Below are 12,076 nucleotides of genomic sequence, written 5' to 3'. Positions count from 1 at the left end.
CAACTGGGGATGGTGCTGGTGCTGGGCCTGAGCCCGTTGGCACAGGCGATTGCGACCGTGCAATTGCCTGACATCAAGGTCGCGGGTGACGACACCTCGGGCGAGGTGACCCCGCCCGGCGTGACCACCATCGGCAAGCTACCGCTCAAACTGCGGGAAACGCCGCAGTCGGTGAGCGTCATCGACCATGAGCGCATCGAGCAGCAAAACCTGTTCAGCCTCGATGAAGTGATGCAGCAGGCCACTGGCGTGACGGTGCAGCCGTTCCAGTTGCTGACCACCGCGTACTACGTGCGTGGCTTCAAGATCAACTCTTTCGAACTGGATGGCGTGCCGGCGATGCTCGGTGAAACCGCCGGTTCGCCTCAGGACATGGCGGTGTATGAGCGCGTCGAAATCCTGCGTGGCTCCAATGGTTTGCTGCACGGCAGCGGTAACCCGGCGGCCACGGTCAACCTGGTGCGCAAGCGCCCACAAAAGGCATTCGCCGCCAGCACCACCCTCAGCGGCGGCACCTGGGACCGTTACCGTGGCGAAGTGGATGTCGGCGGGCCGCTGACCCAGACTGGCAACGTGCGTGGGCGTGTGGTGGCGGCCTACGAGGATCGCGACTACTTCTACGATGTCGGCAAGCAAGACACCCAGTTGCTCTACGGCATCACCGAATTCGACCTGAGCCCCGACACCCTGCTGACCCTGGGCGCGCAATACCAGACCATCGATTCGGTGACCAACATGGCCGGCGTGCCCATGGCCAAGGACGGGTCGAGCCTGAACCTGTCGCGCTCCACCTATCTGGACGTGGACTGGGACCGCTTCAAGTGGACCACGCGCCGGGTGTTCGGCTCTCTCGAGCATCAATTGGATCACGACTGGAAAGCCAAGGTCGCCGCCGAATACCAGGATGCCGACTCAAGCCTGCGCTATGCCGGTGCTTTTGGCGCCATCGACCCGCTCACCGGCGATGGCGGTGGCTTGATGGGCGCTGCGTATAAATTCAGCAGCACCCAAAAGAGCGTGGATGCCTCGGTCAATGGGCCGTATTCGTTGTTTGGCCGCAGCCATGAGTTGCTGTTGGGCACCAACTACAGCCACGGCGAAACCGAGCAGCGCACCGCCCAGTTCACCACGCCGCTAAACGTGCCGGTGAATGTCTATCGCTGGGACCCGAGCAGTGTGCCCAAACCCGGGATCGGCGCCTACACATCGCCCGGTTCCACGACGACCACCTCCAAGGGCGTCTACGCGCTGACCCGCTACAAACTGCTCGATCCGCTGACCCTGGTCATCGGCGGCCGGGCCAGTTGGTGGGACCAGAACGCGCCGACCAGCCACTTCACCCCCGGCCGGGAAATAACCCCGTATGGCGGCTTGATCTGGGACTTTGCGCAGAACTGGTCGTGGTACGCCAGCTACGCCGAGGTCTACCAGCCGCAGACCGGGCAAACCTGGAGCGGCGACCTGCTCAAACCGGTGGAGGGCAAGACCTATGAAACCGGGATCAAGGGCGAGTTGGCGGACGGGCGTTTGAATGTGTCGCTGGCGGTGTTCCGTATCGACCTGGAGAACAATCCGCAGGTCGATCCGGACCACCCGGGTGTGGGGCCGACCACCTATTACATCAGCGGCGGCAAGGTTCGCAGCCAGGGCTTCGAGCTGGAGAGCAGCGGTTATATCACCCCCGAATGGAACGTCTCCGCCGGTTATACCTACACCAGCACCGAGTACCTCAAGGACACCAACGCTTCGGGTGAGCGCTATGCCAGCTTCACGCCGCGCCACATGGCGCGGGTGTGGACCCAGTACGAGTTGCCGTGGCAGGACCGCCGCTGGAGCGTCGGTGCCGGCGTGCAGGCGCAAAGTAATTACTCCACCCAATCCGGCGCTGTGACCCTGGAGCAGGGCGGCTATGCCTTACTCAATGCGCGGGTCGCCTACCGCATCGACGAGCATTGGACTGCCGCGGTCAACGGCAACAACCTGGCGGACCGCAAGTACTACCAGAGCCTGTCCAACGTCAATTGGAACAACCGCTATGGCGAACCGCGCAGCCTCAATCTGACCCTGCGAGGTACGTTCTGATGGCCGCGCCGGCCCTCGGTTCCTGGCCGCTGCGCATTTGTCTGGCGCTGGCGGGCAGTGTGCTCAGCAGCCTGCAACTGGCCGTCCTGCTGGCGCGGCATTATCCGTGGGGCGGTGGGCTGGAGCGGCTGTATGCCGGCGTGTTCCTGGGCTTGGGGTTTCTGGTGACGGTGCTGCTGTGGTCGTTGCTGGCGCCGGATCGCAAGCGCGTGGTGTATCGCTCCAGCGTCTGGCTGCTGCTGTTTACGCCCTGGCTGCTTTGGGATGGAGCCTGGCGATGAACCTGATGGGCGCACCGAGGGCATTGGTTCAGCGTGTACACGCCGGGGCAGGCGGGGTGTTTGGGGTACTGCTGTTCGTGATCCTGCTGACGGGGGCGTGGAGCATGGCCCATGAAGACTTGCGCGCCTGGTTTCGCGGCCCGGCGGCGTTGGCTCACGGGCCGGCGCTACCGGTCGCGCAATGGCCGGCTATCGCTCGCGAGCGCGGCCTGGCGCTCGGTGAATTGCGCATTCGTTTGCCGGACAGTAGCCACTCGGTGGTCGAGTTGTGTGCATCGCCCAAGGACTGCACGGTCGCCTTGGACCCCGTCAGCGGCCGTGAGCTGGCGTCAGGCAACGCGGCGGATATCCTGTTCAACCTGCACAAAAGTCTGTTCATCGGTTTTCCCGGCCGGATTTTGATCAGCTTGTTGGGCGTGGTGTTGTTGCTGATGATCTGGGCAGGCAGTGCATTACACAGTGGGCGCCTGCAAGACCTCAAGCGCCTGCGGCGCGACCGTGGGGCACGGGTGTTCGCCCATGACTTGCACAGCCTGATCGGCCGTTGGTGCGGGCCCTGGTTGCTGCTGTTTGGTATCACTGGCGCGTTGTCCGGCCTGGGGGCGCTCGGCACCTTGGGTCTTGCCGCGCAGGCGTTCCCGGGCGCGCCGCAGCAAGCGTTCATGCAATTGCTGGGGGCGCCGCCGCAGGTCGACCGAACAACGGCTTCGGCGCCGGCGGTCGATCTGGATCAGTTGCTGCGCGAGGACGCCGTCGCCCATCCGGGGTTCTCTGCTCAAAACGTCGCCTTGCACCACTGGGGTGAGCCGGATGCCTGGGTGGAAGTGAGTGGTATCCAACAAGGCCTGCCCAGTACGGCCGTCTTTGAACGGCATGCCTATCGCGCCGCTGACGGCCTCGCCGTCGGCTCCAGCAGCGCCAGCGGGCGCGGTCTGTGGTTGCAGGCGTTTATTGCGGTGCAGCCGCTGCACTTTGCCGACTACCGCTGGGTGCCTGTTGGCGGGTCACTGCTGCGTGCCGTGCATTTCGGCATGGCGTTGGCGGCGGCGGGGTTGGTGCTCAGCGGCTTGTACCTGTGGCTGGAGCGTCGGCGCCTCAAGGCCGGCGGCGGTTGGCAGGTGCTACTGCGCCTGGTGATCGGCGGCGGTGGCGGGTTGCTGGCGGCCACGGCGGTATTGCTCTGCGCGGGGGCGCTGGGCAGTGCCAACCTGGCGTGGTGGTTCTGGGGCGGTTGGCTTGCCAGCCTGCTGCTGGCCTGCCTGATGCCCCCCAGGCGTCAACCTCTGCACCTGCTGCTGGCCGTGACGGGCCTGGGCTTCCTGGCGGCGGCGCTGCTGCACCTGGCCGGCAGCCTGAAACAAGGCAGCGTGCCGCTATGGCCCATCGATCTTGTGTTGCTGCTGTGCGCGGCCAGTGCCCTGTGGGCATTGCGGCGCCTGATTTCTTTTACGCGCGCGGCACGGGCTGCCGCCGCCAATGTTGCCTGAGGGGAGACTTGTAATGCTGGATCTGTTGAAACATTGGCGCATGGTGCTGACCTTTGCACTGTTGTACCTGTCCCAAGGCATTTGCTTCGGCATCGCCATGGACGCCTTGCCGACCCTGCTGCGTCATGACGGCGCGGCGCTCCACGCCTTGGCCTTCCTGCCGTTGGTGGGGATACCGTGGGTGGTCAAGTTCCTCTGGGCGCCCCAGGTGGATAACCATTGGAGCCCACGCCTGGGACGGCGCCGCAGTTGGATCATTCCCATGCAGATACTGGTGCTGCTGTGCATTGCCTGCCTGGCAAGCATCGGCCTGCGCGTCGAGACGGCAGGCATCGCCGTGGGCCTGCTGATTGTTGCCTCGCTGGCCAGCGCCACCCAGGACATCGCCACCGACGGCATGGCGGCCGAGTACTTTAGCGGCAACATGCTCGCGCGGATTAACGCCATCCAAGTGGGCGGCACCATGGTCGGCTTCTTCGTTGGCGGCGCCGGTACCTTGCTGCTTAGCGGCTACCTGGGGCAAACCAGCGCGTTCAGTCTGCTGGCTTTGGTGCCGTTGTTGAGTCTGGTGTGCGTCGGCTGGCTGCACGTGGCACCGGCCAAGGAAAAACAGCCAGATGTGGCGCATGCCTCATTATGGCGGTTTATCAAGCGGCCGAAGGCGCTGGCGCTGGTGGTACTCGCCTTGTTGTCGGCCATGACGTCAGTGTCGGGTTTTGGCTTGTCAAAGCTGTTCCTGAATGACGCCGGTTGGTCCTTGCAGGCTATCGGCCAACTGGGCATGAGCGGCGGCGTGGTCACCATCGTCCTCGGCTGCGGCGGTGGTGCGTGGTTGATCCGGGTGTTGGGGCTGTGGCCGACGTTCATCCTGGCGGTGGGCATGGCCGGCGCTGCCGCGTTGACCTGGCTGCTGCAAGCCAACGGCATGCTTGCCACGCAAACCGGACTGATCTGGTTGGCCGTGGGCCTGGGCTCGTTCGCGACCGGCGCCACCTCGGTGGTGATCATGACTGCCTCCATGGCCTTCGCCGCGCAAAGCGACCAGGCCGGTACGGACATGACCGCCGTGCAAAGCACGCGTGATCTGGGGGAAATGCTGTCTTCGACCTTGCTGGTGGGGTTGACTGCGCAGGCGGGGTATAGCGGTGGGTTTCTTGCGGGGATGGTGATGGCGATCCTGGCGTCGTTGGTGGCGTTGAATGTGTCACGTCACCGTGTGGGGGAAAGAGCCGCGGGCTGATTGATAGGTTGGGCGATCGTCAAAGGCGCTCAACGGGTCAATCAGTGCGAGCGCTCGTGATCTTCCGACATCAAGCGTGCGGCGCGGAGCCGCAGTGAGTGCGCGCCTGCTGGCGTTATAAAAGGGGTACATACAAGCCTGATATTGTTCCGTAGGATGCTCCCGCCAGGACGCTACTACAAATCAATAGCCCGTCGATCGAGCTGTTAGCGCCCAACGTGCCCATGAGGGGCCTTTTGGGCCCACGTGTTCGCTACCCAGCGCGCTTTGATTGACTCGACGGGACCTCGGCCTAAATGTCTTATCTTGAATCTGGCGATTGTCCGGTGACCTTCAGGCAATCGAAGAAGGTGATACTGGCGACAGTCGTTGGCAATGGCCTGGTGATCTACGACTTCACGGTATACAGCTTTTCTGCCGTGATCATTGGCAAGCTGTTTTTCCCATCGGACAGTTCGTTCGCCTCGTTGCTGATGGCATTGTTGACGTTTGGCATCGGTTTCGCGATGCGCCCGCTGGGCGCAATCGTGATCGGCAACCTCGCCGACCGCAAAGGGCGAAAAGCCGGCTTGAATGTCACCAACCTATTGATGGCAGCCGGTACCGCCTTGATCGCGTTCATGCCGACGCATGCATCGATCGGCGTCACCGCAACGGTGTTGCTGGTGCTCTCGCGGTTGCTGCAAGGGTTCGCGACCGGAGGGGAGATCGGCGTGTCGTCCGTGGTGCTGATGGAGCTGGCGGCGCGCAATCAACGCTGCTATCTGGTCAGTTGGCGTTCTGCCAGCCAGGCGGCCGCGGTTTTGGTGGGGGCGGTTGTCGGTGCCACCACGACCGCATTGCTGACTCCCGAACAGTTGCTGGCCTGGGGCTGGCGTATTCCTTTCGTGCTTGGGCTTTTGATTGCGCCGTTTGGGTGGTTCATTCGGCGCAATATGGTGGAGACAACACGGAGTGGTATCCAGTCGCCGTCGCTGCGTGTCTTGCTGAAAAACCACCGCCCCCAGCTATTGCTGGGGATCTTGATGATGGCAACCCCCACCGCAAGCATCTACCTGATGGTGCTCTACATGCCGACCTATCTGGTCCGCACGTTAGGCCTGTCGCCGAGCATGAGCTTGCTTTCGGCGTGCTTTTCCAGCGCGATGCTGTTCATTGCCGCGCCATTGTTTGCGCGGTTCGCCGACCGGCTGCCGCGACGCAAGCCGACCCAATACGTGACGATGATCCTCAGCATCCTGTTGGTCTATCCGGTGTTCCTGGCCTTGACCCATGGGGTCGGCGAGCTGGCTTCCTTGCTGATCATCGGCATCTATTCGGCTGTCGCGATGGGCAACAACGGCGTCGCTACCGTCATGATCATGGAGGCTTTTCCGGCGCATCACCGGGCCACGGGGATGTCGATGGTCTACAGTTTCGGCGTGACGATTTTCGGGGCGTTCTGCCCGTTTTTTGTGACGTGGTTGATCGGAGTTACCCAGAACGCAATGGCGCCTTCCTGGTATCTGCTGGGCGCGCTATTGGTCAGCCTGTTCGCACTGCTGAAATTTCCAGCGCGCCAGCCGGCTCACTGATCGATTCGGCCAGCGACGTTACGGTGCCCCGGCATAGCGTTGCCCATTCGCTGTGCAGCCATCAGGCGATGGTCCTGCGGCGCCAGGTCATAGCGACGACGAAACGCGCGGGTAAACGCCGATGCGCTGTTAAAGCCCAGGCTGTAGGCGATCTCAATCACCTGGCGGTCAGGATAGCGCACCAGTTCGTCCGCGGCTTCACGCAGGCGGCAGTTGAGGATGTAACGACCCAACCCTCCTTCATGCTGGAACAGACGGTAGAGCGTGGCGCGAGGTAGCTGCATGGCCATCAGCACGTACTCTGGCGTCAGCCAGGGTTGATACAGGTTGTTCTGCACATAACGCCTGGCTTTATCGAACATCGCACTGCGCGCCGCCGCCCGCACGTGCCCACCCAGCTTGGCCTGTTTCGAGAAGGCTGCGAGCATGAGTTGAACGGCGGTATCGAATGTCGACGCGGCCTCGGCGCTGCTGATAACCGGCAGTTTTCTGGAAAACGCCTCGACGTGCTCGATCATCAATTGGGTCATAGGCGTCGTATTCTCGAAGACACGCCCGTGGATCGACTCGGCATGCGGCAGCGCCGCTTCCACCACCGGGCGCGAGACAAAGAAGGTCAATACGCGGCAACGCCCCCGGCTCATTTTGATCGGCTGGTTCATGTCCATGGCAACGATGCTCGCCCTGGCGGACGCGCCATGTTCCTGAGGGCCGCCTCGAATGGACTCCATTGCGCCTTGGGTGAAGACCTGGAAAACATAGTCCCGGACCTTGTCGGTAGAGATGCGCGCAATCGAACGGTCGAGCAACAAGGCGTCGCTTGAGCAGTCGGTGAAGACGCGATCACCCAATTTGTAGCGGTCAATGCTCGCGTTGAAGGGCGTGGTGGTTGCGTGGGATGTAGGCAGGACGTCGATGACGTGTCCGACCCGATCACGCCAGGCCAGCAGTTGGTTGGCAACCGGCTCGGCGCTGACCTCGAAGTGATCATGGGCGTGCCTGGAGCCGACGTGTTTAGGGGCGCATATCAGTGAGGCTGGTTTGTTCATGGATTCACTACAACCCGGAAAGCCTATGTTCACGCCCCGTGAACAGGCGTTGCATCTTCCCACTGTACGTCCGTGCTGCCTAGCGGCAGCCAGTCAGAATGGGTTGTTGTGCTCCTTATAACCGGTTTCTCCATGAAAGTAATGACAATCCCTCTTGTATCCAACTTGTTGCGCACTTTCTGGCGGCGGCAAGAGCGGGGCCGGGCGCCTGAAAATAATTGAAAAGTTGCAACGCAGGGTCAAGCCATCTGCAAGGCGCTTGATAGATTGACGCGAATTCGAATTTGACAGCGTTTATGTGTTTCCACGCTGTGAACGCGTGCGCTTGTTTCTCAAGCAAAGTGCGCTGGGTATTGGTCTTGTTATTTTCGGCGCGATGATCTGAACGGGTACGTTAAACCGGCGAGTACTTCAGGTGTTCACCCGATGGCCCCGGCGCCTTGGCTGACACATGCTTGTCCGACGCTTCAACGCGCGGGGCTTTGGCTTGGCGGATTACAGCCGCGGTGGGCGGAATTTCAGGCCTTGGATCAATCAATGAAGATCGTCACCGCTGCATAAATCAACCCGGCATCGGCGGCGATTTTTTTTACGCGGCAACGATGTATCAAACAACCTATTGAAGTAAGGAGTAACGGATGAGTTGCCTCGACCGGGAAGTAGGTTCGTTTGCGATCAGTTTGACTCATCCTGCAGGCGTTAATCCTCGGGAAGGGCTGGCTTTTTCCCTCGCGCAAATCGAAGTGGATAAATTGAACAATATCCACGCCGAGTCCGGAGTGGATTGGCAGAAAGTCGCCGATGCCTGTGTAAAAGTGCTGCGAGAAGAGGGCAAGGACTTTAATGCCGCGGTCTGGTTGTTATGTGCCTGGACCACTCTGCAAGGCATTTCCGGCCTGGCGACCGGCGTGCATATAGTGCGCGAAATGCTCGAGTTGTATTGGGAGACCCTGACCCCGCCGCCGGCTCGATTGCGTGCCCGGCGCAACCAGGCCGAGTGGATGCTCGAGTGGCTCGCCGTCAAACTTGAAGCCAACTTCGAAGCGGTGCCCGGAGAACAATTGGCGCAGTTGCTCGAAGACTGGGACGCCATCGATCGCCATTGGCGCGACCGGGACGCCGACGGCCCGAGTTTTTTTGCGTTGCGTCGTCGCCTATCGCAGTTGCCCGTGCAAGCGGGTGTCGAGCCAATAGCGGTGACGGCGGAAGAGGTTCCAGCGGCAGTCGATGCGCCTACAGCGCTCCCGACGCCGGTTGCGCACGCCCCTTCGGCGCCGCTCCCGGCCCTTGTGCCGGCTCCGCCATTGGGCCGTCTTGAGAGCGATGAAGCCATCGAGAACGCGGTCAATAGCGTGTTTGCCTCGCTTGCACCGCTGCTGGGGTTTTGCCTGGAGTCTCGGGCGACCTTGCCGTTGCTGTTTCGCCTCAATCGCCAATTGGCGTGGACGACCCTGGAGCAGGTCCCTCCTGCGCAAGGCTACACGACACGCGTGCCGCCGCCTTCGGACGCGGAACTCGAAAGTTTCAGCCGCTTGCAGAGCGTTGGCGAGCCGCTGGACATCGTGCGTTTTTGCGAAGGTCGGTTACCAAGTTATCCGTGCTGGCTGGACCTCAATCGGGCCAGTCACGCCGCGCTCTTGAGGCTCGGTTCGGCGGCGCAGGCCGGTGCTGCCAGCCTGGCCCTGGAAACCCGTCATTTTCTGGCGCGCCTGCCGGCGCTGGTCGAGCTGACATTCGCCGACGGCCAGCCGTTCGCCGATGGCGCGACCCGCAGTTGGCTCGAAGGTTTGGCACCGACGGCCGGCAGCGGCGCCACGGATGGGCTGCAAACGCTGATCGATGAAGTCGCGCGTGATGCCGCCGAAGGCCGTTTGAACGAAGCGTTGGCGCGTTTGCAGAGCGCCGTGCGAGAGGCCGGCAGCGGCCGCGAGCGGTTTCGCCTGCGCGCTGCCCAATGCCATCTGCTACAGCGTTTCGACCCGCGCGCTCAGTTGGGTGTTGCCTTGGATGTGTTGCTCCAGGAAGCGACGGAGCAGGGCCTCGATCGTTGGGAGCCGGAGCTGGTCCGGCCGTTGTTGGAGTTGGCACTGGCGCATGACGACGGCGGTTCGAGAGCGCTGTGGGCGCAACAGTTGGCTGCAATGGATTTGCCGGCGTTCTGGCGTTTGGCCAGCCCGCCGGCAAGTTGAATGGGCAACAGGCAATACCTGGCAGGCGTGTGCATATCCATGCCATGAGTTTTCTAACGGCTGCGTTGAGCGAGTCCGGTAAACAGGAGTGAGATTTAATGGCTAGTGAAGGTTCGGTCGCGCCTAAAGAGCGCGTCAATATTGTTTACAGCTCTGACACCGGCGGCGCGCAGGAACAGGTCGAGCTGCCGCTCAAGCAACTGGTGATCGGCGACTTCACCTTGCGTGAAGACGACACGCCGGTTGAAGACCTCAAACCGATCCGCGTCGACAAAGACAACTTCACCGATGTGCTCAAGGGCCAGAACCTGAGCCTGCAGTTGGCGGTACCCAATCATCTGGCGGAAAACGCGCCGGAGGACGAGCAGATCCCGGTCTCGCTGACCTTCCAGTCCATTCGCGATTTTGAGCCGGATGCCATCGTGGCCCAGGTTCCCGAGTTGCAGCAACTGATCGCCCTGCGGGATTCGCTCAAGGCCTTGAAAGGGCCGATGGGTAACTTGCCGGAGTTTCGCAAGCAGCTGCAGGCCCTGATGAACGATGACGGGGCCCGCGAGCGTTTGCTCTCGGAACTTGGCGTAAAGGACAAGGAATAACCCATGAGCGAAGAAAAGAGTCAGGCAGCGAGCACGACCGGCCAGGCGGTCGAGTCGGTTTCCCTGTTGGATCAGTTGGTGGAAGCGACGCGCGTCAAGCCGGGCGACGAGGCGTATGCCGTCACCCGTCAGGGCCTCGAAGCGTTTGTCACCGAACTGCTCGAGCCGGCCCGGCAGGCCGAGAAGGTCAGCGCCGGGTTGATCGACGACATGATCGCCACGCTGGATGCCAAGCTGTGCCGGCAGGTCGACGCGATCATTCACCACCAGCAGTTCCAGAAGCTGGAGTCGTCCTGGCGCTCGCTGAAGTTTCTGGTCGACCGCACGGATTTTCGCGAGAACAACAAGCTGGAAATCCTCAGCGTGTCCAAAGAGAAGCTGCTCGAAGATTTCGAGGATGCGCCGGAGATCACCCGTTCGGGTCTGTACAAGGCGGTGTACACCGCCGAGTTCGGCCAGTTCGGCGGCCAGCCGTTCGGCTCGATCATCGGTAACTACGAGTTCAACCCCGGCCCGCAGGACATGAAGTTGCTGCAGTCGGTCGCCGCGATTTCGGCCATGTCCCACACGCCCTTCATCGCCGCGGCCGGCCCGCAGTTCTTCGGCATCGACAGCTTTGCCGACCTGCCCAATCTCAAGGATCTGCAAGCCGTCTTCGAGGGGCCGCAGTTCACCAAATGGAATGCCTTTCGTGAAAGCGACGACGCGCGTTTCGTTGGCCTGACATTGCCGCACTTCCTGCTGCGCACGCCCTATGGCGAAGACACGGTCCCCGCCAAGACGTTCCGCTACAACGAGAACGTCGGTGGCGGCAACCAGGACTTCCTGTGGGGCAACGCTGCGTTTGCCTTTGCCAGTCGCCTGTCCGACAGCTTTGCCCAGTACCGCTGGTGCGCCAACGTCATTGGCCCACAGGGTGGCGGCACCGTCGGTGATTTGCCGATCTACAACTACGAGGCCATGGGCGAAACCCAGACCAAGATCCCGACCGAAGTGCTTATTTCCGAGCGTCGCGAGTTCGAGCTGGCCGAGCAGGGGTTTATCGCACTGACCATGCGCAAGAACACCGATAACGCGGCGTTCTTCTCCGCCAACTCGTGCCAGAAGCCCAAGTTCTTCGGCAATGACAAAGAAGGCAAGGAAGCCGAGCTGAACTACAAGCTGGGCACCCAACTGCCGTACATCTTTGTGGTCAGTCGCCTGGCCCATTACATCAAGGTCATCCAGCGCGAAAACATCGGCACCTGGAAAGAGCGTGGCGACCTGGAGTCCGAACTCAACACCTGGATTCGCCAGTACGTGGCCGACATGGATAACCCCGCCGCCGGTGTGCGCAGCCGTCGCCCACTGCGTCAGGCGGAGATTACCGTCAGCGACGTCGAAGGCGATCCAGGCTGGTACCGCGTCGGTTTGAAAGTCCGTCCGCACTTCAAGTACATGGGCGCGTCTTTCACGCTGTCGCTGGTGGGCAAGCTCGACAAGAGCTGATCGGTAGCGCGAATGGGCAACGCCGCCGTTGCCCATTCAGGTGTTCACCCGAGGGTCATTGCCTCGGCGTTTCCATAAGATGGATTCAAC

General features: G+C 61.9%; 9 protein-coding genes. 8 read left to right on the top strand and 1 reads right to left on the bottom strand.

Translation table 11 applies throughout. The features are described from left to right. Window positions 1–9: 9 nt before the first annotated feature. The 5 genes from NR164_RS02380 to NR164_RS02360 all read left to right on the top strand — a co-directional run bounded on the left by NR164_RS02380 (window position 10) and on the right by NR164_RS02360 (window position 6,664). Window positions 10–2,082 carry a TonB-dependent siderophore receptor gene (locus NR164_RS02380; RefSeq protein WP_372340278.1) on the top strand — a complete coding sequence of 691 codons (2,073 nt, stop codon included), beginning with the start codon at window positions 10–12 and terminating at the stop codon, window positions 2,080–2,082. Continuing rightward, window positions 2,082–2,363, top strand: coding sequence for a hypothetical protein (locus tag NR164_RS02375; protein ID WP_126585247.1), 282 nt, complete (start codon window positions 2,082–2,084; stop codon window positions 2,361–2,363). The genes NR164_RS02380 and NR164_RS02375 overlap by 1 nt, the downstream gene beginning before the upstream one ends. After that, entirely contained in the window at window positions 2,360–3,850 is a 1,491-nt protein-coding gene (locus tag NR164_RS02370; protein WP_241561573.1) for a PepSY domain-containing protein, read from the top strand. The genes NR164_RS02375 and NR164_RS02370 overlap by 4 nt, the downstream gene beginning before the upstream one ends. A 13-nt stretch (window positions 3,851–3,863) precedes the next feature. Beyond that, the gene (locus NR164_RS02365) at window positions 3,864–5,090 is read left to right on the top strand and encodes a RhtX/FptX family siderophore transporter (RefSeq protein ID WP_017849093.1); all 1,227 of its coding nucleotides are present in this window, start codon (window positions 3,864–3,866) and stop codon (window positions 5,088–5,090) included. Between the two features lie 296 nt (window positions 5,091–5,386). Next, window positions 5,387–6,664 carry an MFS transporter gene (locus tag NR164_RS02360; protein WP_079443805.1) on the top strand — a complete coding sequence of 426 codons (1,278 nt, stop codon included), beginning with the start codon at window positions 5,387–5,389 and terminating at the stop codon, window positions 6,662–6,664. Here NR164_RS02360 and NR164_RS02355 read toward each other — a convergent pair. After that, window positions 6,658–7,713, bottom strand: coding sequence for a helix-turn-helix domain-containing protein (locus NR164_RS02355; protein ID WP_079443806.1), 1,056 nt, complete (start codon window positions 7,711–7,713; stop codon window positions 6,658–6,660). The two genes, NR164_RS02360 and NR164_RS02355, sit on opposite strands and share 7 nt — an antisense overlap. Window positions 7,714–8,351: 638 nt before the next feature. Between NR164_RS02355 and tssA the strand changes: the two genes are divergently transcribed. The 3 genes from tssA (at window position 8,352) to tssC (ending at window position 11,986) form a co-directional block, all read left to right on the top strand. Beyond that, the gene (gene tssA, locus NR164_RS02350) at window positions 8,352–9,902 is read left to right on the top strand and encodes a type VI secretion system protein TssA (protein ID WP_256822227.1); all 1,551 of its coding nucleotides are present in this window, start codon (window positions 8,352–8,354) and stop codon (window positions 9,900–9,902) included. A gap of 98 nt (window positions 9,903–10,000) precedes the next feature. Then, entirely contained in the window at window positions 10,001–10,498 is a 498-nt protein-coding gene (tssB, locus tag NR164_RS02345) for a type VI secretion system contractile sheath small subunit (protein ID WP_017849097.1), read from the top strand. Window positions 10,499–10,501: 3 nt separating this feature from the next. Beyond that, a complete protein-coding gene (gene tssC, locus NR164_RS02340; RefSeq protein WP_017849098.1) occupies window positions 10,502–11,986 on the top strand; it encodes a type VI secretion system contractile sheath large subunit in 1,485 nt (494 codons plus the stop codon). Window positions 11,987–12,076: the final 90 nt, after the last annotated feature.

It is taken from the genome of Pseudomonas sp. Pse79 (assembly GCF_024519615.1).
Taxonomy (GTDB): Bacteria; Pseudomonadota; Gammaproteobacteria; order Pseudomonadales; family Pseudomonadaceae; genus Aquipseudomonas; species Aquipseudomonas veronii.
Note: the sequence above shows the minus strand (reverse complement) of the source record. Positions and strands in the feature narration are given on the sequence as shown.

Bases quoted from the DNA above. Each gene is read 5' to 3' on its own strand.
- NR164_RS02380 (WP_372340278.1), top strand. From the start codon at position 10: ATGGTGCTGGTGCTGGGCCTGAGCCCGTTGGCACAGGCGATTGCGACC.
- NR164_RS02375 (WP_126585247.1), top strand. From the start codon at position 2,082: ATGGCCGCGCCGGCCCTCGGTTCCTGGCCGCTGCGCATTTGTCTGGCG.
- NR164_RS02370 (WP_241561573.1), top strand. From the start codon at position 2,360: ATGAACCTGATGGGCGCACCGAGGGCATTGGTTCAGCGTGTACACGCC.
- NR164_RS02365 (WP_017849093.1), top strand. From the start codon at position 3,864: ATGCTGGATCTGTTGAAACATTGGCGCATGGTGCTGACCTTTGCACTG.
- NR164_RS02360 (WP_079443805.1), top strand. From the start codon at position 5,387: ATGTCTTATCTTGAATCTGGCGATTGTCCGGTGACCTTCAGGCAATCG.
- NR164_RS02355 (WP_079443806.1), bottom strand. From the start codon at position 7,713: ATGAACAAACCAGCCTCACTGATATGCGCCCCTAAACACGTCGGCTCC.
- tssA (WP_256822227.1), top strand. From the start codon at position 8,352: ATGAGTTGCCTCGACCGGGAAGTAGGTTCGTTTGCGATCAGTTTGACT.
- tssB (WP_017849097.1), top strand. From the start codon at position 10,001: ATGGCTAGTGAAGGTTCGGTCGCGCCTAAAGAGCGCGTCAATATTGTT.
- tssC (WP_017849098.1), top strand. From the start codon at position 10,502: ATGAGCGAAGAAAAGAGTCAGGCAGCGAGCACGACCGGCCAGGCGGTC.